The sequence below is a fragment of the Achromobacter sp. HZ34 genome (genome assembly GCF_002209485.1).
Taxonomy (GTDB): domain Bacteria; phylum Pseudomonadota; class Gammaproteobacteria; order Burkholderiales; family Burkholderiaceae_B; genus Bordetella_C.
Map to the genome: position 1 here is coordinate 1 of NZ_NJIX01000007.1, position 22,185 is coordinate 22,185.

Consider the following 22,185-nt stretch of genomic DNA (forward strand, 5'->3'; position numbering starts at 1 on the left):
CCTCGGCCCCGGCCCGGCTCAGCCCCGGCCCGGCTCAGCCCCCGGCCCGGCTCAGCCCCCGGCCCCGGCCCCGGCCCCCGGCCCCGGCCCCCGGCCCCCGGCCCCGGCCCAGCCCAGCCCAGTCCAGCCCAGCCCAGCCTAGCCTAGCCCGGGCCCGGGCCTGGGCAACCGAGGCCGGTGTTCGGTGGGTGCGGGCGGGGGGGCCGGAGCATCGTGGTGGCGTGAGGGCGACATCGTCATGGTTTGTTTCTGACATTCCGGGTACAGACATTTCCGCAGTGCAATAGGCAGCCTAAAATCCCGGTTTGCCCAGCGTTGCCGCGCATCCGTTTGCTGTGCAAGCTGTCATGCCGTTCTTGCTTGTAACTTCCACTATGTCCCTCCCTGCGTACGCACCTGGCCGTTTCCTGCGCACGCGGCTGGCTTGCCTGGCCGGCGGCTTGGCCCTGGCCGTGCCCGCCCTTGCCGGAGCGGCGCAGCCGCGCGCTGCCGCCGCCAGTATCGGCAACCTGGCCCCCGCTCAGCCTCTGCCCGTCCAGATCGGCACCTCGGTGATGCTCACGGCCGAGCTGCCACCCTGCGCGCCCGGCGCCGATGCCACAACGGAATCGGTGAACGCCGCAGTCAATGGCGCGGGGGACGGCAGCGGCCGGATCACCGTGGCACCTGGCTCAGCGGGCGCGCCCGGCACCCCCGGCACCTCCGGCGCCGCCGGAACGCCCGGGCTGGGCGCATCCGGAGCGGCCGGTGCAGCGGGAACGTCCAGCGCGGCAGGAACGTCCAGCGCGGCAGGAACGTCCACCGCGGCAGGAACATCCAGCGCGGCAGGATCATCCACCACGCCCAACGCCGCCTCGACGCAGCCGACCGCTGACGCCGCCGGCGCCGTTGACGATCCATTGGCCGCAGTGCTGGGCCGGCCCGACCCGGGCCTGGCCGCCAAGCCTGCCGACCTGGCAGCCGCCCCGATCGCCAGCGCGGTGCAATGCCGCACGGACGCCGTGGCCGATGCCGGCAAGCTGCCCGACGACCTGATGGTCATGAACGACCCCGACTACGCCTTGAACTACGTGCCGCCTCCCCCGGGCACCCCCAGCAAGGTGAAATACGCACGCCCCCTGGGCGCTCCCAAGCGCTGGTTCTCCGGCATCTCCACGGTGGGCGGCATGGAAGAGGGCGAACGCAGCCTCACCTACCGCACCGTCGATGGCCCGTCCCTGTCGCTGGGGACGCAATCGACCTATACCCCCGGCTGGGGCAGCGCCGCCACCATAGGCGGTTTCGGCTTCTCCAACCTGACGTCCGCCGCCGACGCCCCCGTGGCGGAGGGCAAGTTCGGCTATTCGTCCATGTTCGGCCACCTGGACTACACCGATACCACCGCCACCCAGGGTGGCATCAACTACGGCGCGGCGGCGGGCTCCAGCGCGCTGCGTTACGGCGTGACCAAGGACTGGACGGTCGAAGGCCAGGCACAAAGCGCGCGCGCCCTCAGCGCGACCGGCCTGGGATCGACCTATTCGATCGGCCAATGGGGCACGCTGAACGCCGGCGCCACGCAAAGCCGCTATGTCGAATCGGACAGCTGGCGCTATCGGCTGGGTTACAAGGTCGACGTCTGGTCCGGTGTCACGCTGGGCTATGCCAACGAGCAGACCCAGGCCGGCTACAACGACCTGTCCACGTACTCGACCGGCCCCATCGACACCCGGCAGTCACGCAATACCTTGTCGGCCGGCCTGCCCATGGGCAGCTGGGGCACGTTCACCGGCACCTATTACGGTGTTCACGAAGCGGGCGGCGTCCTGGCCGAACGCCACTTCGGCCTGTCGCAAAGCATGCTGCTGGCTCCCAATGTCCGCCTGGCCGTCGGCGCCGACCGCGACGTCATCAGCGGGGACTACGCCGTCAACATGAACCTGTCCTTGCCGCTTGGGCGCTAAGCCGCAACGGCCACGGGCCGGCGAATTCTCATTGGCGGCTCCTGGCTGCCGCCCGCCTGGCCCAAGGGACCGTTTTGCGCGCCGGCAAAGCCGCGTCCTCCCCGCATCCATTAGAATGCCCCCCATGATGCTCCCGGCTTTTTCCCATGTCTGACCCGCGCGCTCTGGAAGTGCTGCGGCGCGTGTTCGGCTATGAATCGTTTCGCGGCGACCAGCAGGCCATCGTCGATCACGTGATCGGCGGCGGCGACGCGCTGGTGCTTATGCCTACCGGCGGCGGCAAGTCGCTCTGTTATCAGGTGCCCTCGCTGGTGCGCGCGGGCACCGGCGTGGTGGTGTCGCCGCTGATCGCGTTGATGCAGGACCAGGTCGATGCGCTGACCGAACTGGGCGTGCGCGCGGCCTTCCTGAATTCCACGCAGGACTGGCGCGAGGCGCGCGAGGTCGAACAGGCTTTCGTCAACGGTGAACTGGACTTGCTCTACGTAGCGCCCGAGCGCTTGCTCACCGAGCGTTGCCAGGAACTGCTCGATCGCGGCCGCATCGCCCTGTTCGCCATCGACGAGGCGCACTGCGTCTCCCAATGGGGCCACGATTTCCGCCCGGAATACATCAAGCTGTCGGTGCTGCACGAACGCTGGCCCGACGTGCCGCGTATCGCACTGACGGCCACCGCCACCGACCATACGCGCACCGAGATCGCCGAGCGCCTGAACCTGGACGAGGCCGAGCATTTCGTCGCCAGTTTCGATCGTCCCAACATCCGCTACCGCATCGTCGAAAAAAACGAGGTGCGCAAGCAACTGCTGGCGTTCATCCGAGCCGAACACATGGGCGATGCCGGCGTGGTGTACGCGCTGTCGCGCGCCCGCGTGGAGGAAACGGCGGAATTCCTCAGCAACCAGGGCATCAACGCCTTGCCGTATCACGCCGGCCTCAGCCCGCAAGTGCGCGCGGAGAACCAGGCGCGTTTCCTGCGCGAGGACGGCATCGTCATGGTTGCCACCATCGCCTTCGGCATGGGCATCGACAAGCCGGACGTGCGCTTCGTCGCCCACATCGATCTGCCGAAGTCGGTGGAAGGCTATTACCAGGAAACCGGCCGCGGCGGCCGTGACGGCCTGCCGGCTTCGGCGTGGCTGGCCTATGGTTTGCAGGACGTGGTGCAGCAGCGCCGCATGATCGACGAGTCGCAGGGGGATGAAACCTTCAAGCGACGGCTGGGCCAGCATCTGGATGCCATGCTGGGCTTGTGCGAAACCGTTGAATGCCGGCGCGTGCGCCTGCTGAATTATTTCGGCCAGACCATCACCGCTTGCGGTAATTGCGATGTCTGCCTGGAACCGCCCGAAGCCTGGGACGGGACGGTGGCGGCGCAGAAGGTGCTGTCCGCGGTGTATCGCCTGGCCAAGGAACGGGGCCAGCGCTACGGCGCCGGCCACATCATCGACATCCTGCGCGGCAAGTCCACCGATCGCGTGGCGCAGTACGGGCATGAAAGCCTGTCCGTGTTCGGCATCGGCGCGGACGTGTCGGAGTCGGCGTGGCGCGGGGTGTTGCGGCAGCTATTGGCCAAGGGCCTGCTGCAGGTCGACCATGACGGCTTCGGTACGCTGGCCCTGACGGAGGGCAGCCGGGCCGTGCTCAAGGGTGAGTACCAGCTGATGCTGCGGCGCGAGTCGCCCAAGGCGGCGAAGGCGTCGCGCGGCACGCGGGCCAAGCCCCAGGCCGTCGATCTGCCGGCGTCCGCGCAGGGCTTGTTCGAGGATCTGCGGACCTGGCGCGGCGAAGTGGCACGCGAGCACGGCGTGCCTGCGTATGTGATCTTCCACGACGCCACCTTGCGCGAGATCGCGCTGTCGGAACCTGACTCGCTGGAGGCGCTGGGCCATATCAGCGGCGTGGGGGCGCGTAAGCTGGAAGCGTACGGGGAAGATATCCTGGAAAGGGTCGCGGCGCATTCCGGTTGATGCTGGGGAATTGTTTTTACTAGTGGCGCCGCACTCCAAAGTGTGGCGTCAAGCCTTGGCGGACACACCGTCGTTGAGGTGGCCAGGACGCCAAATTCGGGCCAAAAAACCAGTCCCAAAAAATGGGCCCCCGTTTGGGGGCCCATTTAATTCTTCAAGCGTTGGCGCTCGGCACCATCAGAACAGATCGCCTGTCGACGCGGACGTGCCGGCGGGTGGGGCCAATCCCAGGTGCCGCCATGTGGTCTGCGTGGCCATGCGCCCGCGCGATGTGCGCTGCAGGTAACCGTGCTGGATCAGATAGGGCTCGATCACATCCTCGATGGTGTCGCGTTCCTCGCCGATCGCGGCGGCCAGGCTGTCGACGCCCACCGGGCCGCCGTCGAACTTGTGCACGATGGCTTCGAGCAGCTTGCGGTCCATCAGGTCCAGCCCCTGCGGATCCACCTCCAGCATGGCCAGCGCGCTACCCGCCACCTTGCCGTCGATGAGCCCCTTGGCCTTCACCTCCGCATAATCCCGCACCCGGCGCAACAGCCGATTGGCGATACGCGGCGTACCACGGGCCCGGCGCGCCACTTCGTTGGCGCCATCCGGCGTGATGGTGGCCTGCAGCAGCGACGCGCTGCGCGTGACGATGCGCGCCAGATCTTCCGCGCTATAGAACTCCAGCCGCGACACGATGCCGAAGCGATCGCGCAGCGGATTGGTCAGCATGCCGGCGCGCGTGGTGGCGCCCACCAGCGTGAAGGGCTGCAGGTCCAGCTTGACGCTACGCGCGGCCGGGCCTTCGCCGATCAGGATGTCTATCTGGAAGTCTTCCAGCGCGGGATAGAGGATTTCCTCCACCACCGGCGACAGGCGATGGATCTCATCGATGAACAGGACGTCGTTCTTTTCCAGATTGGTCAGCAGCGCCGCCAGGTCGCCCGGACGCTCCAGCACCGGCCCCGAGGTCTGGCGCAACTGCACGCCCATCTCATGCGCGATGATGTGCGCCAGCGTGGTCTTGCCCAGCCCGGGCGGGCCGAACAGCAGCACATGGTCCAGCGACTCATTGCGCTGGCGGGCGGCGGCGATGAAGATTTCCAGCTGTTCGCGCGCACGCGCCTGGCCGACGTAGTCCTGCAGGATCTTCGGCCGCAAGGCGCGTTCGACCGACTCTTCATTGGGCGAAACGGGTTGCGGCGCAACCAGGCGGGCGGCGTCGGGACGGGAGCTGAGGGAATCGGACTGGATGGCCATGGTTCGTGCAGGTGGAAGGCCGTCCAATCGTACCACCCGGGAAGAGATGGGAGAGGTTCCGGCGGCGTCCAGGGTGGACTATCATGCCGTGTCCGCGCGCCGCCCCCCGGTGATGCCGCCGCGTGCCGGGACATTCTTTCTCGCGCCGCCCGCCCGACGCGCTTGCCACCGCTTGCCTTATCCAGGAAATCGCCATGTCGACCGCTTTGCCCACTTTCGATGACGTCGTTGCCGCCAGCGAGCGGTTGCAGGGAGTCGCCCACCGCACGCCGGTGCTGACGTCCACCACCGCCGACGCCATTGCCGGGGCCCAAGTGTTCTTCAAGGCCGAAAACTACCAGCGCATGGGCGCTTTCAAGTTCCGCGGCGGCTACAACGCCATCGCCAGGCTGACGCCCGAACAGCGCGCCCGCGGCGTGGTGACGTTTTCCTCCGGCAACCACGCCCAGGCGATCGCCCTGGCGTCCAGGCTGCAGGGCGTGAAAGCCACCATCATCATGCCGCTGGACGCGCCCGCCGCCAAGCGCGCCGCCACCGAAGGCTACGGCGGCACCGTCGTGACGTATGACCGCTACACGGAAGATCGGGAGACCGTCGCCAAGCGCCTGCAGGCCGAGACCGGTGCTACCCTGATTCCGCCCTACGACCATGCCGACGTCATCGCCGGCCAGGGCACCGCCGCCAAGGAACTGTTCGAGGAAGTGGGCGACCTGGATTACCTGTTCGTGTGCCTGGGCGGCGGCGGGCTGCTGGGCGGTTCCGCACTGTCGGCCGCGGCGCTGAGCCCGTCGTGCCAGGTCTACGGCGTCGAACCCGAGGCCGGCAACGACGGCCAGCAGTCCCTGCGCGCGGGCAGGATCATCCCGATTCCCACGCCCAAATCCATTGCCGATGGCGCCTTGACCACCCATCTGGGCGAGTTGACGTTTCCCATCATCCAGGACAAGGTCAAGGATATCCTCACGGTCAGCGATGCCCAGCTGGTGGCGACCATGAAGTTTTTCGCCGAACGCATGAAGATGGTGGTGGAGCCGACCGGCTGCCTGGCCGCCGCCGCCGTTTTGCAAAAAGTGCATCCCGTCGCCGGTGCACGTGTCGGCGTCATCATCAGCGGCGGAAATGTGGACTTGAAGGCGTACGGGGCATTCCTGGAAAGCTGATTGCCGCGCCGGGCATCTGCCTTGCTCGTCCCGGCCGAGATACGAATGCAGGATGCCGCGTTGGCTTTTGAATTTGGCCGAACCCTTCTACACGTACTGACGGAGCGACGATGCGTATCCTGATTCTGGGCGGTACCGGATTTGTGGGCCGACACCTGGCGGCGGCGCTGGCCAAGGCCGGCCATGCGCTGCGGGTGCCGACGCGGGGCTACTCGCATGGCCGCGATCTGCTGGTGCTGCCCACGGTTACGCTGTTCCAGGCCGACATCCACGACGACGCCTCGCTGGATCGCCTGGTGCAGGGTTGCGACGCCGTGGTCAATCTGATCGGCATCCTGCATGGCGATCGCGGCAAGCCTTATGGCGCGGCATTCGCCCGCGCCCACGTCACCTTGCCGCAGCGCGTCGCCGCCAGTTGCCGGCGCCATGGTGTGCGGCGCTTCGTGCAGATGAGTGCGCTGGGCGCCGATAGCGCCGGCCCCAGCATGTATCTGCGCTCCAAGGGCGATGGCGAGGCAGCGGTGCGCCAGGTCTGGGCCGACACCGATCCGGCCTGGACACTGGTACGGCCGTCCGTGATTTTCGGCGCCGACGACAATTTCACCAATCTGTTCGCGCGGCTGGCGCGGCGCTTCCCGGTGCTGCCGCTGGCCGGCGCACGGTCGCGCCTGCAACCGGTGCATGTGCAGGACGTGGCGGCTGCCATCGTCGCCATGCTCGGTACTTCGCACGCCGCGGGCAAGGTCTACGAACTGGCGGGGCCGCAGGTCTATACGCTGGAGGAAGTCGCCGGTTTGTGCGCGCGCTGGAGCGGCCATCCGCGCCTGGTGTGCGCCATGCCGGACGGCCTGGGGCGCCTGCAGGCAGGCATGTTGTCCATGCTGCCGGGCACGCCGCTGATGTCGCCCGACAACCTGGACAGCCTGCGCGTGGACAATGTCGCGTCCGAACCGATGGCGCCCGAGCTTGGTGTGGTACCTGCATCGATGGACGCCGTGGTGCCGGGGTATCTGGGACGCGGTCTGGGCGTGTATTTCTAGGGCAGGCGGCCCTTCGGGGGCGGGTCCGGATCAGGATCGCGACCTGGATCCGGGCGCGCGGCCTTCGCACGCGCTCCTATCTTGCCAGCGCTTTCAGGGCCTGGCGTATCCCTTCCGACACATCGACGCCGGCCGGCAGGGCCTTCAGCGCGGACAGGGATTCCTTTTCCGAATAGCCCAGCGCCAGCAAGGCGTTGAGGATATCGGACTGGCTGTCCGGCACGGCTTGCACGCCGGCGCCCAGGTCGGCGCCCAGCTTGCCGCGCAATTCCAGCAGCAACCTTTCGGCGGTCTTCTTGCCTATGCCCGGCACCCGGGTCAAGCGGCCCGATTCCTGCAGCGTGACGGCTTGCGCCAGGTCCGCCACCGACATGCCCGACAGCACCGCCAGCGCAATGCGCGCACCGATGCCGCTGACCTTGATCAATTGGCGGAACGTGACGCGTTCGGCCGGCGTGGCGAAGCCATACAGCAGGTGCGCGTCCTCGCGCACGGTCAGGTGAATGTGCAGGCTGACGCGCGCGCCCAGTTCAGGCAGGGCGTAAAGCGTGCTCATGGGCACGTCGACTTCGTAGCCGACGCCGTTGACGTCGATGCATATCGTCGGCGGCGTTTTTTCGACCAGGGTGCCGGTAAGTCTTCCGATCATGATGCGGGTACACGCGAAGAGAGAAGGGGAACGGTCCGCGGACGCGAGCCGGAATCAGGGAAGCATTCTACCGTTGGCGGATGCCGAGCATCCGGGCGGCGAGCAGCCGGGCGCCGGGCAGCGGGCATGAGGATCCCGCGACCGGCATCTCAACGATCCCTGATCATTTCTTCCAGCGCATCGATATCCGCCGGCTTGGTCAGGTAACGGTCGAAGCCGGCCTCGCGGCCGCGTTGCCGCATGGCGTCCGAGGTATAGCCGGACAGGGCCACCAGCAGGCTGGCCGAAGTGGATGGTTGCGCGCGGATCTCCTGTGCCACCTGGAAGCCGTCGATACCTGGCAGACCAATGTCGATCACCACCACACTGGGCGTGAACAATTCCGCCACCGCCAGTCCACGCTCACCGGTATGTGCCTCGGCCACGACATGGCCCCCGTCTTCCAGCAACTGGCGCAGGGTATGCACGGCATCGACGTTGTCGTCGATAAGCAGAATGCGCGAGCCGGATCTGTGCTGCGCAGGCTGGCGCGGCACCGGCCGCGTCGCGTCGTGCGCCAGCTCGGCCTGCGGCGTGTCGGCCACGGCGTCGGCTTCGAGCAGCGGCATATACACGGTGAAACGACTGCCCTTGCCTAAGCCCTCGCTGTGGACTTCGACGCTGCCACGGTGCAATTTCAGCAGGCGCTGTACCAGCGTCAGCCCTATGCCCAGTCCGGTATCCTGGCGGCTGAGGTTGGTGTCGGCTTGGGCGAAAAGGTCGAAAACACGCGGCAGCATGTCGGCGCCGATGCCGATGCCGTTGTCCTCCACAGCGATGGCGACTCGTTGGCCTTCACGCGACACGCGGATGGTGATGCGTCCGTGTTCCGGCGTGTAGCGCGCGGCGTTGTGCAGCAGATTGCCGAGGATCTGGCGAAAGCGCAGATTGTCGGCGCAGATCCACATTGCGTCGACGGGCGGCGTGTACGCCAGCGTGTGATGCCTGGCGGTGATGATGCCGTGGGTGCTTTCCAGAGCATGATCGATCAGGTCCGTCAGCAGCACGGGAGTCAGCGTCAAGTCGATCTTGCCACGCGTCACCCGCGACACGTCCAGCAGGTCGTTGACCAGCCGCGTCAATTGCGCGGTCTGGCGGGTCATCAGGTCGCCGAGGCGCTGGAAGTCGGTCTCGCTGGCGTTGCGTTTGCGCTTGAGCAATTCCAGTGCCGTGCCTATCGCCGACAGGGGATTGCGTAGCTCATGCGCCAGCATGGCCAGGAACTCATCCTTGCGTTCATCGGCTTTTTCCAGCTCGGTCTGGCGCAGGCGCAATTCTTCCAGCGTGAGCAGCATTTCGCGGTTCTGCTGTTCCAGTTCCTCGACCGGCGTCTGCGCCTTGCGGCGCGCCATCTGCTCCATCAGCGGCGCCAGTTCCGCACGACCGATGATGGGCTGCGTGTGGCTGCGCTGCATTTCCAGGGCGACCCGGGTTCCCTTACCCGGGGTGGACTCGATATCGAAATGGTCCACCAGCCGCCGGCTGCCGGCGATGCCGAGCATCGTCTTGCCGTTGGGGCGTTGCCCGTCGGCCGGCAGGGCGGCGACGTTCATGCCGGGGCCTCCGTCGCTGATACGGACGATGAGGGCTTGCGGGGCGTTCTCGCTTTCCTCGCGGAAGAAGAATTCGATCTGGCCGCCACCCGCATGCTGCACCGCGTTACGGGCGATTTCGGATACCGCGGTGATCAGGCGGGTACGTTGCAGATTATCCATGCCGAATACGTCGCCGACCTGGCGCGTACGGTCGCGCACCCGGACTAGGGCCTGGTCGTTCTCTATGCGCGCCGTCAGCAATCTATGGATCATGCCTGTTCGTCCTTCACGACCACAATGGTGGCGTCGTCGTTGCCGCGGGAAAAGTCTCGATGCAGCACACCGGCGATGAGCGCCGGATGACGCCGCTGCAAGCCGGTATGCCCGGCCAGATTCCAGCGAGTGGACAGACCGTCCGTGCTCAAAGCAAGGATTGATCCCGGCTGCCAGGGATAGGATTGTTCCCGAATGGTGCGGACGCTATAGCCCACCGTGCCGTCGGTGGACGGCAGGCGGCGCAGGTCATCCGGCGTGATCAGTACCGTGGAAATATTGCCGACACCGGCGAATTCGAAGTTGCCCAGGACAGGCCGGATCACCGCTACCGCCATCACGGCGCCGCGCGTGGCTTTCAGCGCGGTATGCGCCGCGCGGATGACGTCGTAAGGCGTGGCATCGGCATCGGCCGCCTCGAATACACGCAAGGCTTCATGCGCGGCACGGGCCGCCTGGGGGCCGTGGCCCAGCCCGTCCACCACCGTCACCCAAAGCGCGCCGCTCACCCAACGCGTGGCGTAAGCGTCACCACAGGCTTCCTGGCCGATCTTGGGGGTGGAAATGCCACCTACGGTGAGCCACTGCCGCGGCCGTCCGGCGGGTTCCACGGCATGGTCGCTGCGCAGGCGGGCAAGGACGGCGGTGCCCAACCTTTCACCCGTATAAATTTCATGGAATGAGGACGTGCGCGCGATCCCGCCCAGGCCCAGGCCCAGGCTGCCGCCGGTGGAGTGGCCGTCTTGCTCGCTGGCTTCCAGTTGGCTCATGCCGGGACCTCGGTCCAACGCCAGGATTTCAAGACCGGTGTGGTCGATCTCGGCATAGGGCCGGGTCAGGATGGTGCCGCCGCCGCCGTACTTGACGAGGTTGGTGGCGGCTTCGGTCACGATGAGCGCCGCCTTGGCGCTCAACTCTTCCGAAAAGCCATGCGTCTGCGCGACAAGCACGGCATGACGCCGCGCCTCCGCCACCTGGCTGGGGTCGTCGACGGCTAGCGGCGTTTCCATTGGGTCAGCGTGACGGTAGTGCCTTGTCCCGGCTCCGAGTGGACATCGAATTCATTGACCAGGCGTTTGGCGCCGCCAAAACCCAGGCCCATACTCTTGGCCGTGGTGTAGCCATCGGTCAAGGCGCGGTCGATGTCCGGGATGCCGGGTCCCTGATCCTCGAAGACCAGGCGCAGGCCTTGTTGAAAATTTTCGTTGGTGACTTCAGTGATGGTCATGCGCCCGCCGCCGCCGTGTACCAGCGTGTTGCGGCCTATCTCACTGGCCGCGGTGACGATCTTGGTGCGATCCAGTGTGCCGAACCCTACGGTCGTAGCCCATTCCTGTACCGTGCGTCGAGCGATCGCCAGTTGGTCCTGGGTGCTCAACTCCAGGATGGCTTGCCGGGGGCCGGTCATCAAGCATCATCCGTCTGGGAGCCTTCGCCGTCCAATTGGAGGGTACGCAACAGTTCCATGCCCTTGTCGACGTTCAGCGCGGTATTGATGCCGGTGAGCGTCATGCCGAGTTCAACCAGGGTGATGGCGACGGCTGGCCGCATGCCGACCACGACCGTGTTGGCGTCCATCACGCGCGCCATCGATGCGATGTGCGCCAGCGTGCGGCCAATGAAAGAATCGACGATCTCAAGGGCAGAGATGTCGATCAGCACGCCGCGGGCATGGGTGCGCGACAGCGTCGCCGTCAGGTCATCCTGCAGTGTCACGGCTAATTCGTCGTGCAACTCGACCTGGATGGTCACCAGCAGATAGTTCTGCAGACGAAGGATGGGGATACGATCCATGCGCTTAGCCCTTGGCCCCCGCCGCCGAGGTGATCATGAGGTTGCGCTTGCGCAGGGCCACCCGCAGCGCTTCGGCCAAGGTGGACTTGGTGACGACGTCGCCCAGTTCCACGCCCAGGTGCACGATCGTCTGAGCGATTTGCGGACGAATACCGCTGATGATGCACTCCGCGCCCATCAGGCGGGCGGCGGCCACGGTCTTCAGCAAGTGCTGCGCAACCAGGGTATCTACGGTCGGCACACCGGTAATGTCGATGATCGCGATGGTGGCTTCCTGCTCGACGATGCCTTCCAGCAGGCTTTCCATCACGGTCTGGGTGCGCTCGCTGTCCAGCGTGCCGATCAGCGGCAGCGCCAGGATGCCCTGCCAAAGCTGCACCACCGGCGTGGACAGGTCCAGCAGTTCTTGCTGCTGGCGCTGAATCACCTGCTCACGGCCCTTCTGGTATTGCTCAATGGTGTACAGGCCCAGTGCGTCCAGGGCCAGCGTCAAATTCCAGATCTCGTCGACCAGCCGACCGGAGTCCTTGCCATGCGTCTTGCGCAAGATATTGATGATAGGTTTCTTGAGCGAGAACACGAACGTCGCCGTTTCCGTAGGCGAGAAGCCCTGCAGAGCACGATTGCGCGACAGGGTGGCCAGGAAGGCGCGCACCTCATCCCAGTTGGTGCCGGCGAGCTTGGCGTCCATGCCATCGCCGGTAGCGGCGGTGAACGACGCGAGGAAGTTGGCGGACTGCGCACGCAGCTCCGATTCCTTGATCAGACCCTTGCTGTTCGAGGCGGAGACCTGCAGATCCAGCCACTCCTTGAGAATGTCTTGCTGGTTTTCTTTGATGACGGCGGAGATAGTGCCGGATTCGCTCACAACTGGCTCCAAGATGGTCTAAGACTGATTAGCCGGCGGCGTGCGGGAATACACGCGCACCGTCAGCGAATTAAAAGGCAAGTGAGTTGAGCAAGGATCAGATCGCACGCCCGCCCGTGGCTCGCAAAAGTGAGCAAGAGGATACCGCGAATGTTGTTGCACGTCTTGGTAATCCGTCTCTATTTGTGATCCGAAGGAGGTGCAACCCGGCAGGAGGTTGATGGGCAACCGCCATTCTCTCCATCGGCGGTCTGGCGATGTCCTGTCAGACGGCCAGCCGACCGCCGCGCAACCGCATGCGCCCACCTTTGGGTTTCTTGCTCATCACTAAGAGCCGATCCGCCAGCGGCCCGACGTGGGCGTGGGAAATGGCGCAGGCCAGGGCGTCGGCGGAGTCCGGCGCCGGCAGGCCATCGAGTGCCAGCAGATGCTGCACCATCGCCTGCACCTGCTCCTTGGCGGCGCGGCCGGTGCCCACCACCGACTTCTTGATCTGCAGTGCCGTGTACTCGTGCACGTCCAGCCCGCAGTCGGCCAGCGCGCACAGCGCGGCGCCGCGCGCCTGTCCCAGCAGCAGGGTGGAGGAAGGGTTGGTATTGAGGAAGACGATTTCCAGCGCGGCCACGTCGGGCTGCGTGTCCCGCACCACTTCGCGCAGGTTGTCCAGGATCACCTTCAGGCGCTGCGCCAGCGCGTCGGCCGGCGGCACGACGATGGTGCCGCTGGCGACATAGCGCAGGCGCGCGCCATCGGAGTCGATAACGCCGAAGCCAGTGCGGCGCAGGCCGGGATCGACGCCGAGGATGCGCATCAGTGGCGGAAGTGGCGCATGCCGGTCAGGACCATGGCGATGCCATGCTCGTCCGCGGCGGCGATGACTTCGTCGTCACGCACGCTGCCACCGGGTTGGATGACGCAGCCGGCGCCCGCCGCCACGACCACATCCAGGCCATCGCGGAAGGGGAAGAAGGCATCGGACGCCACGGCGGAACCTTGCAGCGACAGGCCGGCGTTTTCGGCCTTGATCGAGGCAATGCGGGCGGAGTCGATACGGCTCATCTGGCCGGCGCCGACGCCCAGGGTCATGCCATCGGCGCAGAAGACGATGGCGTTGGACTTGACGTACTTGGCCACCTTCCAGGCGAACAGCAAATCCTTCAATTGCTGTTCGGTGGGCTGCTTCTTGGTGACGACCTTCAGGTCCGCCTGGGTCAGGCTGCCGGTATCGGGCGACTGCACCAGCCAGCCGCCGCCCACGCGCTTGACGTCGAAGGCATTCTGGCCGACGCCGGTGGGCACTTCCAGTACGCGCACGTTCTTCTTCTTGGCCAGGTGCGCCAGCGCGGCGCCGTCATAGGCGGGGGCCAGCAGCACTTCCATGAATTGTTCGCTGACGGCTTCCGCGGTGGCCAGGTCGACCGGGCGGTTGAAAGCGATGATGCCGCCAAAGGCCGAAGTCGGGTCGGTCTTGAACGCCTGGCGATAGGCGTCCAGCGCATGCGCCGCCACGGCCACGCCGCAGGGATTGGCATGCTTGACGATGACGCACGCGGCGCTGTCGAAGCTGCGCACGCATTCCCACGCCGCATCGGCGTCGGCGATGTTGTTGTAGGACAGTTCCTTGCCCTGCAACTGGCGGTAGTTGCCCAGCAGGCCGGCCTGGCGTTGCGCGTCGACGTAGAAGGCCGCGGTCTGGTGCGGGTTCTCGCCGTAGCGCAGGGCCTGTTCCTGCTTGACCTGGATGGTCAGCGTGTCGGGCCACTCCTTGCGGGCGGGGGTGGCGTCCTGTTCCGGGGCGGCTTCGGTCAGGCTGCTCAGGTAGGCGGCGATGGCGCCGTCATAGGAGGCCGTGTGGGCGTAGACCTTGGTGGCCAGGTTCAGGCGCAGCGCATAGGACGTACTGCCCTGGGCGTCCAGCTCGGCCAGCACGCGCGGGTAGTCGGCGGGATCAATCACCACCGTCACGCCGCCGGCTTCAGTGCCGTGGTTCTTGGCGGCCGCGCGCAGCATCGCCGGACCGCCAATGTCGATGTTTTCCACCGCGTCGGCAAAGGTACAGTCGGGCTTGGCCACCGTTTCGCGGAAGGGATACAGATTGACCACCAGCATGTCGATGCGGTCGATGCCGTGCTTGGCGATGGTATCCAGGTGCTCCGCGCTGTCGCGGCGCGCCAGCAGGCCGCCGTGGATCTTCGGATGCAGCGTCTTGACGCGGCCGTCGAGGATTTCCGGCGAACCGGTGTGTGCCGCCACTTCGGTCACGGTCAGGCCGGCCTCGGCCAGCAACTTCGCGGTGCCGCCGGTGGACAGCAGGCGCACGCCACGCGTGGCGAGGGCACGGGCGAATTCAACAATACCGGTCTTGTCGGAGACCGAAAGCAGGGCGGTTTCGATTTTCATGGGCGGGCGGGACGCGCGGCGGGCCGCGGCGGATCCGTTTCAGGGATAGTGGGGAAAGCTTTTCAGACCTGGATGTTATGCGCAAGCAGCTTCTTGCGCAGCGTATTGCGCGTGATGCCCAGCATTTCGGAGGCGCGCGACTGATTGCCGCCGGCGCGTTCCAGCGCCACTTCGAGGACCGGACGTTCGACGCAGCGCATCACCATTTCCCACATGTCGTGGGGCTCGGAATCGCCCAGGTCTTCGAAGTAGCGCTCCAGGCTGGCGCGCACGCATTCTTCCAGGACATCTTTTTTACTCATCATGCACAACTTTTTTTGTTTATGTGAAACGGCGGAATAGGGTTCGATCAGGCCGCCAGCAAGGCTTGCTCGACGGCGGCTTCGATGGGCCGGTCGTCGCGGGCGAAATGATCGAACCAGTTGGCCACGGCGCTTGCCTGCGCGCCGGTGCCGTCGATCTGGTTCATGTGAGCGCGGAAGTCATCGGCGCCAGGCAGGCCGTCGATATACCATCCGATGTGCTTGCGCGCCGTGCGAACGCCGGTATGCTCCCCGTAGAACCGGTAATGGTCGTCCAGGTGTTCCAGCAGCAGGTCGCGCATTTCGCCGTAGGTCGGGGGCGGCAGTTTAGCCCCCGTACGAAGGTAGTAGTCAATCTCGCGGAAAATCCACGGACGGCCCTGCGCCGCGCGGCCGACCATGACGGCGTCGGCGCCAGTGTAGTCGAGAACGCGCCTGGCTTTCTCGGGACTGTCGATATCGCCATTGGCGATCACCGGGATGGCCACGGCGGCCTTGACTTCGCGGATGGTGTCGTATTCAGCCTGGCCGGTGTACATGTCGGCGCGGGTACGGCCATGCAGCGTCAGGGCGGCGATGCCGCTGTCCTGCGCCAGGCGGGCGATGCGCAAGGCGTTGCGGTGCTCGCGGTCCCAGCCGGTGCGGGTCTTCAGCGTCACCGGCACGTCCAGCGGACGACAGGCCTGCACCACGGCGTCGAGAATGCGGGCGATCAGGTCTTCATGGCGCAGCAGCGCCGAGCCGGACGCCACATTGCAGACCTTCTTGACCGGACAGCCCATATTGATGTCGATGATGCGCGCGCCCTTGGAGGCGTTGAAAACGGCGGCCTCGGCCATCATGGCGGGGTCCGCGCCGGCGATCTGCACCGACACGGGGGCGATCTCACCCTCGTGGTTCAGGCGGCGCGAGGTCTTGACGCTGTCCCACAGGCGGGGATTGCTGGCGGCCATTTCCGAAACGGCATAGCCCGCGCCCAGCTTTTTGCAAAGCTGGCGGAATGGCCGGTCCGTCACGCCCGCCATGGGCGCGACCAGCACATTATTGGGAAGAGTCCAGGGGCCGATACGCATGGGCGGGGATTTTACCCGCCCCGATCCGGCCCCATATTGAATGGCGTCAAAGCAGGTGAAACCGCAGGTGTGGCGGGTCCCGCCAGTTGTGCAGGCGCGACGTTGCGCGGCTTGCCGCGCAGACTGTTGCGTTAGCTTGCTCTGCCGTATCAGGCGCGCAGGCCTTGCAACAGGTGCCGGGCCAAGGGCGCGCGCAGGGGCTGCAACAAGTCCAGGCTTAGCAGCGCCAGCCCGCCGGCATGTTCCAGTGCCGCCACGCCGGTGGAAAACGCGCGCGGCATCAGATCGGTCAACCCGGCCGTCAGCCAGCGATCGTCGCGCCGGGCGCGGGCGAAGCCGGCCAGGGCCTCGGTGGGCGTGGAAGCGGGACGGGCCAGCCACGGCGCCAGCGACTGGGCCAGGCGGGCGGCATCGCGCAGGCCAAGGTTCAAACCCTGGCCCGCAACGGGGTGCAAGGTCTGCGCGGCATTGCCCACCGCCACGGCGCGGCCGTCCACCAGGGACCGGCGGGCACTGAGGAACAGCGGAAAGACATGGCGCGGGGCGCAGCACGCCAGTGTTCCCAGGCGGTCGCCGAAAGCTTGCGTCAATGCCGTGGAGAACGCCACCTGGTCCAGCGCGGCCAGGCCCTGGGCCTGTTCCGGCGCGCAGCACCAGACCACGGCATAGGTATCGGGTGCGGCGGGATGCGGCAGGAGGGCCAGCGGACCTTCCCGGGTGAAGCGCTCGAACGCCCAGCCGTCGCGGGGCAAGGATGCGCGCACCGTGGCCAGCACCGCGTGCTGGCCGTAGTCCCGGCGGATGTCGTCGGCGCCGGCGCCGTCCGAGCGCACGGCCACCCCGCAACGCAGGACGGTGCCGTCGCCGGCGGTCAGGGTTGCGCCATCGGCGTCCTGGCTGGTCATGCGGGCATCGGGCAGGGTGCGGATGGTGATGCCCGCCTGCTCCACCTGGCGCATCAGCGCGGCATGCAGCGCGGGGTAGGCCGCGACGGCGCCCAGTTGCGGTACGTCGAAGTCGCTGTTGCGGATCAGCGTGCGGCCCAGCCGGCCGCGCTGGGAGACATGGATGGTACGGATCTCGGCGGCGTTGCGGGGCCAGGCGCCCAGTGATTCCAGCAGAACGCGGCTGCCGTGATTCATGGCCAGGACGCGCGCGTCGGTCTCCGGCGGCGCGGCAGCCGTCGCGGTGCCAGCTGGCGTGGCGGGCACCGCGGGCGCGGCCAGGGGCGCGCTGGCGGTGGTCGACGAAATCGGCGCGATCACCGAGCTGGGAGAGGGCGTAAGCCCTGTGGGCGTTACGCTGCCGGGCGCGGATGCCGGCGTCGACCCTGGGGCGGACGTCGCGCCCGCGGCAGGCGTGATTCCCGGCGTGGCGCCCTGGGCAGCGGCGGCGGGGGGCGCGCCGCGCACCAGCAGGATGGACGATGGATCGGCGGCATGGCGCGCCAGCATCAAGGCCAGCGCACAGCCCACGGGGCCTGCACCGAGGATGGCGCCGGAGAAATCGGGTTTGCTCATGTGGCGATTCTAGCGCTGCGGCTCTACACTCCAGGCATGACCGACGAGATTGCACTTCCCGTGCCTGGCCCCCGTCCGCGTACCAAGGTGGCGGCCGCCTCCCTGGCGCTGGTGCTGGGATTCCTGGGCGCGCACTGGTGGTATCTGGGGCGGCGCGGGGCAGCCTTGGTGACGGGGTATGCGGTGATCTGCCTGGCAGCCACCCGCATGTTCCCGGTGTGGTACGACAATCCGGCCTTCTTCCTGCTGTTCATTCCCATGATCGACGGCTTCATCGAAAGCGTCGTGTTCTGTTTGCGCAGCGACGAGAAATTCGACCAGGCCTACAACCCGGGACTGGGCCGCGTGTCCCGCACCGGTTGGCGTGAAGTGCTGCTGGCCATCGCCGCCACCCTGGTCGGCGCCATCTGCTCCATGTTCGGCATCGCCATGGTGGTGGTGTACGTGTGGTCCGCGCTGGGATGGCTGGACGGATACGTGCTGTAGCCGGAGGCCGCAGCTACCAGCATGCGGGCCTTGTCCCATCAGGTGCCCGAACCCTGCGCAGCATTGGCTTTGATCCGACATGGGCCATATATATCTCCCCCAAGGGGAGATATGAAACATTCCTACCCGAGGCCAACGTACGCCAGCGTTACGCCGAGCCGCGCCTCATTCCCGCATCAAGGCCTCGATCTCTCCCGCATGCACGGGCACGCCGCGCGTGATCAGTTCGCAGCCCTCGGCCGTCACCAGCGCATCGTCTTCGGTGCGGATGCCGATATCCCAGAATTTCTCCGGCACGTCGGGCGCCGCGCGGACATAGATGCCCGGTTCGACGGTAAGGATCATGCCGGGCTCCAGCGTGCGCCAGGGACGCTCCGCGCCGACGTCATCACCGCCACCATCCTGCCGGTAGTCGCCGACGTCATGCACATCCAGCCCCAGCCAATGCCCGGTGCGATGCATATAGAAGCGGTTGTAGCTCTTGGACTCCAGCGCCCCGTCCAGCGAGCCCTCCAGCAAGCCTTCGTCAAGCATGCCCTGCGCCAGCACGCGCACGGCGGCTTCATGGCCGTCGTTGAAGCTGGCGCCCGGCCGGATGGCGGCGCTGGCCGCGTCCTGCGCCGCCACCGTCAGGTCGTACAGCGCCCGCTGCGGCCCGCTGTAGCGGCCATTGACGGGAAACGTGCGGGTGATGTCCGCCGCGTAGCCGTCGTATTCGCAGCCGGCGTCGATCAGCAGCAACTGGCCGTCGCGCAGCACGGCGTCGCCAGCGGGATAGTGCAGCGTGCAGGCATTGGCACCAGCGGCGACGATGCTGTTGTACGCCACCGACTGCGCGCCATGGCGGCGGAATTCATACAGCAGCTCCGCCTCGATCTCATATTCATGCATGCCGGCGCGCACGTGGCGCATGGCGCGCGCATGGGCACCCGCCGAGATGCGGGCCGCGCGCCGCATCAGGGCAATCTCCGTGGGATCCTTGACCAGGCGCATGTCGGCCAGGCGCGGCCGCGGGTCTATCTGCCGCGTGGGCGTCCGATGCTGTCCACGCCCCTGCTGGCGCGCCGCGTCCAGCGCCCGTGCCAGCCGTTCACCCTGGGGCCCGGTTGCCTGCAAGGGCGCGAATAGCGTGGGTTGATTCGCCAGCAGCGCCGGCAACAGTTCGTCCAGGCGCTCCACGGCATAGGCGTCGTCGAAGCCGAAGCGCGCCGCGGCGGCTTCCGGACCGAAGCGGTGGCCGGTCCAGGTTTCCTGTTCCTCGTGGCGTTCGCGGCAGAACAGGATGCTGGCGTCACGCTCGCCCGCCAGCACCACCAGCCAGGCTTCCGGCTCGGTGAAGCCGGTGAGGTAGAAGAAGTCGCTGTCGAAGCGATAGGGAAATTCCGAGTCGCGGCTACGCACGGCTTCAGGTGCGGTCGACAGCACGGCGATGCCGCCGCCGAGCGACCGCATATAGGCCTGCAGGCGCTGGCGCCGTTCGATGTGGGGCGTGAGATCGACGGGAGGTAGGCTCATGTCGTGGGCGTCCGAAGACGCTCGAAAAAGGAGTGGAGTTAACTTTATCTGCTTTTTTCCACGGATGTGTCACATCGCGCTGATACAATCCGCGCCGTGTTCATTGGGGAGTAGCCATCCTTATCCCCAAGGAGTTTGCGTCAACATACTTGGTGGTCCAGGACCCCATGGCGTAAACGGCAGCCATCCGTCGCGGGTTTTTCTCCTGCACCGGCCGGCCCAGCCAGGCGAGACCTTTGGCCACGACGCGCTACCCAGCCGGGCGAGCCGCGTCGTCGCGCCTCAGGTAATCCGCTCGTCCGGCTGTTGTATTTCCATGTTTTCCACGCTACTGCTGTTTTTTGCCGCCGCTGCCATCATCTATGTGGCCTGCGAGTATTTCGTCAATGGTGTCGAGTGGGTCGGGCAGCGCCTGGACCTCGGCGCAACCGCCGTCGGCACCGTGCTGGCGGCCTTCGGCACGGCCTTGCCTGAAAGCGCCGTCACCTTCATGGCCGTGGCCTTCGGCGGTACTCCGGAACACAAGGACATCGGCGTGGGTGCCGCCATGGGAGGTCCGCTGGTGCTGGCCACGGTGGCGTACGCGGTGGTCGGCCTTGGCCTGATGCGGCAGCGCCGGCGCCAGCCCGCGGCAGAGTGCGTGACCTGTATGAACGCGGACCAGCGCAAGCTGGCTCGCGACCAGGGCTGGTTCATGGGCATCTTCGTCTTCAAGCTGGGTATCGGCCTGGTGGCATTTGCCTGGAAGCCGTGGTTGGGCTTTGCCTTCCTGGCGGCCTATGGCCTGTATGTGCGGCGTGAATTGCTGGCCGATGACGAAGCGGCCGCCGCCGAGGATCTTGAGCCGCTCAAGCTGCGTCCGCGTGACGAGCGGCCCAGCCTGGGTTGGGCCTTTCTGCAGACTTTGCTGGCCCTGGCGGTGATCGCCGGCGCGTCGCGCGTTTTCGTGGCGCAGATCGAGGACATCGGCCAGATCCTGGGCCTGACGCCCCATGTGGCGGCATTGCTGCTGGCGCCCGTGGCCACCGAGCTGCCGGAGATCATGAATGCCTTGATCTGGGTGCGGCAGGGCAAGGAAAGGCTGGCCCTGGCCAATATTTCCGGCGCCATGATGATCCAGGCGACGATCCCCAGCGCCATGGGGATCATGATGACGCCCTGGCTGCTGGACGACACGCTTTTGGTCGCCGGCCTGTGCACCATGCTGTCGATCGGCCTGCTATGGCTGCGCTTCCGCCGCGAGAGCATGAACCTGCGGGCATTGTCGGCGGTGGGCGGCCTGTACGCCCTGTTCGCCGGCTATGTCGGCTGGCACCTGCATGTTTGATGCATTGTTTCGCCTTCCTGACGGAAGGCGAAGGTTTCATTTTTTTGGGGGATCCCCAAATCCCCCCTGCGCGTGACGAGCGTAGGCACGGCGCGCCCGCGGCGCCCCGTGCGAATCCGGCGCAGGGGCGTTTGGGGGTGGAGCCCCCAACTAAAACGATTCATCGCCCCAACGGAAGACGTCCCCGTTGCCGTGCATCGTGTCACCTGTTGTAGAACCTTGTTTTCTCACGCTTTTGCGGCGCTTTGTCCTTGTTCCTCAGGGCAAACCCGAGTAGACTGGTGACTTCTTCATATCCAGGGGTTGCTACGTGAATACCGATTCCGGCGACAGTAGTAGTCGACCTAGTGTCGGCGTCGCTGCCTGACAGGGTTTACGCAGATTCACCTCTGCCGCGCCCTGTTCTTGCAGGGTGCGGTGTCTAAAGTTCTTCGCGAGGTCGTACGCAGTTTGTTGCGTGCCGCCAATCTTCATCTCGCGACGATATTCTTCCCGCGCCATTCCGCCTGAGTTCCCGCTTTGCCCGCCTGTGCTCTCGCTCGCATGTTCCATCTTGCGCGTGCGTGACACTCACCAGGCTGGTCAGGCTGGTCAGGCTGGTTATTGACGTATGCCATCCCGCTCGTGCGAGGAGGTCATTATGCGTGTATTCGACTTGTTTCTTCGGCGTGCCGGTGTCGATCGACCGGCGGCGTTGGCTGACAGGCGCGCGAGTTCAAGGTTGACCGTGGTCTGTGCCCGCGAGGCACTCAGTGCCGTGCGCAAGCAGATTTGCCTGGACTTCAAGGCGGCCGGCCTGAGCGTGGCCCAGATGCAGGTGGACCAAGGCCGCGACAAGGCCATGGCGTCGGCTTGCATTACGGTGAATTGCCCGCCAAATATGCGGAATGTTCTCATGACACAGGCCAGGCAACTGAGCGACAATCCGGCAATCCGTTCCGTACGTTTCGGAGACCAGCGCGCCGCCGTTGCATGATGCCAGGCACATCGGCGGCGACCTCCGAAGCCGCCGAGTTGTTCATCTTCAGACGTTCGATGCCGTTCAA

Annotated in this window: 20 protein-coding genes and 1 riboswitch; of the genes, 7 read left to right on the plus strand and 13 right to left on the minus strand. The window is 66.3% G+C overall.

Going from position 1 to position 22,185, the window contains the following annotated elements:
• Positions 1-374: 374 nt before the first annotated feature.
• Positions 375-1,943: a fimbrial protein gene (locus tag CEY05_RS24345; RefSeq protein WP_088599867.1), complete on the plus strand. Its 1,569-nt coding sequence runs from the start codon at positions 375-377 to the stop codon at positions 1,941-1,943.
• A 146-nt stretch (positions 1,944-2,089) separates the two neighbouring features.
• Complete coding sequence (gene recQ / locus CEY05_RS24350; RefSeq protein WP_088599868.1) at positions 2,090-3,913, plus strand: DNA helicase RecQ; 1,824 nt, start codon at positions 2,090-2,092, stop codon at positions 3,911-3,913.
• A gap of 177 nt (positions 3,914-4,090) precedes the next feature.
• Here the strand turns inward: recQ and ruvB are convergent, their stop codons facing one another.
• Positions 4,091-5,158 (minus strand): Holliday junction branch migration DNA helicase RuvB, encoded by a 1,068-nt coding sequence (gene ruvB, locus CEY05_RS24355; protein WP_088599869.1) that lies wholly within the window; start codon positions 5,156-5,158, stop codon positions 4,091-4,093.
• A gap of 194 nt (positions 5,159-5,352) precedes the next feature.
• Between ruvB and CEY05_RS24360 the strand changes: the two genes are divergently transcribed.
• Together CEY05_RS24360 and CEY05_RS24365 are read left to right on the plus strand one after the other, a co-directional pair.
• Entirely contained in the window at positions 5,353-6,318 is a 966-nt protein-coding gene (locus CEY05_RS24360) for a threo-3-hydroxy-L-aspartate ammonia-lyase (protein WP_088599870.1), read from the plus strand.
• Between the two features lie 110 nt (positions 6,319-6,428).
• Positions 6,429-7,358 carry a complex I NDUFA9 subunit family protein gene (locus CEY05_RS24365; protein WP_088599871.1) on the plus strand — a complete coding sequence of 310 codons (930 nt, stop codon included), beginning with the start codon at positions 6,429-6,431 and terminating at the stop codon, positions 7,356-7,358.
• Between the two features lie 76 nt (positions 7,359-7,434).
• On the opposite strand, the gene ruvA is transcribed toward CEY05_RS24365, so the two are convergent.
• The 11 genes from ruvA to CEY05_RS24420 all read right to left on the minus strand — a co-directional run bounded on the left by ruvA (position 7,435) and on the right by CEY05_RS24420 (position 17,811).
• Complete coding sequence (ruvA, locus tag CEY05_RS24370; protein ID WP_088599872.1) at positions 7,435-8,007, minus strand: Holliday junction branch migration protein RuvA; 573 nt, start codon at positions 8,005-8,007, stop codon at positions 7,435-7,437.
• Positions 8,008-8,156: 149 nt separating this feature from the next.
• Positions 8,157-9,854, minus strand: a complete 1,698-nt coding sequence (locus tag CEY05_RS24375) for an ATP-binding protein (protein ID WP_088599873.1) — start codon at positions 9,852-9,854, stop codon at positions 8,157-8,159.
• Entirely contained in the window at positions 9,851-10,864 is a 1,014-nt protein-coding gene (locus CEY05_RS24380; protein ID WP_088599874.1) for a SpoIIE family protein phosphatase, read from the minus strand. Before CEY05_RS24380 ends, CEY05_RS24375 begins: the two co-directional genes overlap by 4 nt.
• Complete coding sequence (locus tag CEY05_RS24385; protein ID WP_088599875.1) at positions 10,849-11,262, minus strand: anti-sigma regulatory factor; 414 nt, start codon at positions 11,260-11,262, stop codon at positions 10,849-10,851. The genes CEY05_RS24380 and CEY05_RS24385 overlap by 16 nt, the downstream gene beginning before the upstream one ends.
• Complete coding sequence (locus tag CEY05_RS24390; protein WP_088599876.1) at positions 11,262-11,648, minus strand: STAS domain-containing protein; 387 nt, start codon at positions 11,646-11,648, stop codon at positions 11,262-11,264. The genes CEY05_RS24385 and CEY05_RS24390 overlap by 1 nt, the downstream gene beginning before the upstream one ends.
• A 4-nt stretch (positions 11,649-11,652) precedes the next feature.
• Positions 11,653-12,516, minus strand: a complete 864-nt coding sequence (locus CEY05_RS24395; protein ID WP_088599877.1) for an STAS domain-containing protein — start codon at positions 12,514-12,516, stop codon at positions 11,653-11,655.
• 265 nt (positions 12,517-12,781) lie between these two features.
• Positions 12,782-13,327 (minus strand): crossover junction endodeoxyribonuclease RuvC, encoded by a 546-nt coding sequence (gene ruvC / locus CEY05_RS24400; protein WP_088599878.1) that lies wholly within the window; start codon positions 13,325-13,327, stop codon positions 12,782-12,784.
• On the minus strand, positions 13,327-14,916 hold the full coding sequence (gene purH, locus CEY05_RS24405) for a bifunctional phosphoribosylaminoimidazolecarboxamide formyltransferase/IMP cyclohydrolase (RefSeq protein ID WP_088599879.1): 1,590 nt from the start codon (positions 14,914-14,916) through the stop codon (positions 13,327-13,329). Before purH ends, ruvC begins: the two co-directional genes overlap by 1 nt.
• Positions 14,917-14,978: 62 nt before the next feature.
• Complete coding sequence (locus CEY05_RS24410; RefSeq protein WP_088599925.1) at positions 14,979-15,218, minus strand: helix-turn-helix domain-containing protein; 240 nt, start codon at positions 15,216-15,218, stop codon at positions 14,979-14,981.
• A 47-nt stretch (positions 15,219-15,265) separates the two neighbouring features.
• On the minus strand, positions 15,266-16,291 hold the full coding sequence (gene dusB / locus CEY05_RS24415; protein ID WP_088599880.1) for a tRNA dihydrouridine synthase DusB: 1,026 nt from the start codon (positions 16,289-16,291) through the stop codon (positions 15,266-15,268).
• A gap of 149 nt (positions 16,292-16,440) precedes the next feature.
• Positions 16,441-17,811, minus strand: a complete 1,371-nt coding sequence (locus CEY05_RS24420) for an FAD-dependent monooxygenase (protein WP_233161697.1) — start codon at positions 17,809-17,811, stop codon at positions 16,441-16,443.
• Positions 17,812-17,847: 36 nt separating this feature from the next.
• On the opposite strand from CEY05_RS24420, the gene CEY05_RS24425 reads away from it, so the two are divergent.
• Positions 17,848-18,297 carry a TM2 domain-containing protein gene (locus CEY05_RS24425; protein WP_088599881.1) on the plus strand — a complete coding sequence of 150 codons (450 nt, stop codon included), beginning with the start codon at positions 17,848-17,850 and terminating at the stop codon, positions 18,295-18,297.
• A 165-nt stretch (positions 18,298-18,462) separates the two neighbouring features.
• On the opposite strand, the gene CEY05_RS24430 is transcribed toward CEY05_RS24425, so the two are convergent.
• A complete protein-coding gene (locus CEY05_RS24430) occupies positions 18,463-19,812 on the minus strand; it encodes an aminopeptidase P N-terminal domain-containing protein (protein ID WP_088599882.1) in 1,350 nt (449 codons plus the stop codon).
• A gap of 93 nt (positions 19,813-19,905) precedes the next feature.
• A riboswitch (yybP-ykoY riboswitch) is annotated at positions 19,906-20,120 on the plus strand.
• Between the two features lie 8 nt (positions 20,121-20,128).
• Here CEY05_RS24430 and CEY05_RS24435 point away from each other — a divergent pair.
• Together CEY05_RS24435 and CEY05_RS24440 are read left to right on the plus strand one after the other, a co-directional pair.
• Entirely contained in the window at positions 20,129-21,139 is a 1,011-nt protein-coding gene (locus CEY05_RS24435) for a sodium:calcium antiporter (protein ID WP_088599883.1), read from the plus strand.
• Between the two features lie 640 nt (positions 21,140-21,779).
• Positions 21,780-22,115 (plus strand): hypothetical protein, encoded by a 336-nt coding sequence (locus tag CEY05_RS24440; protein WP_088599884.1) that lies wholly within the window; start codon positions 21,780-21,782, stop codon positions 22,113-22,115.
• Positions 22,116-22,185: the final 70 nt, after the last annotated feature.

Coding starts and splice junctions, on each gene's coding strand:
- CEY05_RS24345 (WP_088599867.1), top strand. CDS start 375: ATGTCCCTCCCTGCGTACGCACCTGGCCGTTTCCTGCGCACGCGGCTG.
- recQ (WP_088599868.1), top strand. CDS start 2,090: ATGTCTGACCCGCGCGCTCTGGAAGTGCTGCGGCGCGTGTTCGGCTAT.
- ruvB (WP_088599869.1), bottom strand. CDS start 5,158: ATGGCCATCCAGTCCGATTCCCTCAGCTCCCGTCCCGACGCCGCCCGC.
- CEY05_RS24360 (WP_088599870.1), top strand. CDS start 5,353: ATGTCGACCGCTTTGCCCACTTTCGATGACGTCGTTGCCGCCAGCGAG.
- CEY05_RS24365 (WP_088599871.1), top strand. CDS start 6,429: ATGCGTATCCTGATTCTGGGCGGTACCGGATTTGTGGGCCGACACCTG.
- ruvA (WP_088599872.1), bottom strand. CDS start 8,007: ATGATCGGAAGACTTACCGGCACCCTGGTCGAAAAAACGCCGCCGACG.
- CEY05_RS24375 (WP_088599873.1), bottom strand. CDS start 9,854: ATGATCCATAGATTGCTGACGGCGCGCATAGAGAACGACCAGGCCCTA.
- CEY05_RS24380 (WP_088599874.1), bottom strand. CDS start 10,864: ATGGAAACGCCGCTAGCCGTCGACGACCCCAGCCAGGTGGCGGAGGCG.
- CEY05_RS24385 (WP_088599875.1), bottom strand. CDS start 11,262: ATGACCGGCCCCCGGCAAGCCATCCTGGAGTTGAGCACCCAGGACCAA.
- CEY05_RS24390 (WP_088599876.1), bottom strand. CDS start 11,648: ATGGATCGTATCCCCATCCTTCGTCTGCAGAACTATCTGCTGGTGACC.
- ruvC (WP_088599878.1), bottom strand. CDS start 13,327: ATGCGCATCCTCGGCGTCGATCCCGGCCTGCGCCGCACTGGCTTCGGC.
- purH (WP_088599879.1), bottom strand. CDS start 14,916: ATGAAAATCGAAACCGCCCTGCTTTCGGTCTCCGACAAGACCGGTATT.
- CEY05_RS24410 (WP_088599925.1), bottom strand. CDS start 15,218: ATGAGTAAAAAAGATGTCCTGGAAGAATGCGTGCGCGCCAGCCTGGAG.
- dusB (WP_088599880.1), bottom strand. CDS start 16,291: ATGCGTATCGGCCCCTGGACTCTTCCCAATAATGTGCTGGTCGCGCCC.
- CEY05_RS24420 (WP_233161697.1), bottom strand. CDS start 17,811: ATGAGCAAACCCGATTTCTCCGGCGCCATCCTCGGTGCAGGCCCCGTG.
- CEY05_RS24425 (WP_088599881.1), top strand. CDS start 17,848: ATGACCGACGAGATTGCACTTCCCGTGCCTGGCCCCCGTCCGCGTACC.
- CEY05_RS24430 (WP_088599882.1), bottom strand. CDS start 19,812: ATGAGCCTACCTCCCGTCGATCTCACGCCCCACATCGAACGGCGCCAG.
- CEY05_RS24435 (WP_088599883.1), top strand. CDS start 20,129: ATGTTTTCCACGCTACTGCTGTTTTTTGCCGCCGCTGCCATCATCTAT.
- CEY05_RS24440 (WP_088599884.1), top strand. CDS start 21,780: ATGCGTGTATTCGACTTGTTTCTTCGGCGTGCCGGTGTCGATCGACCG.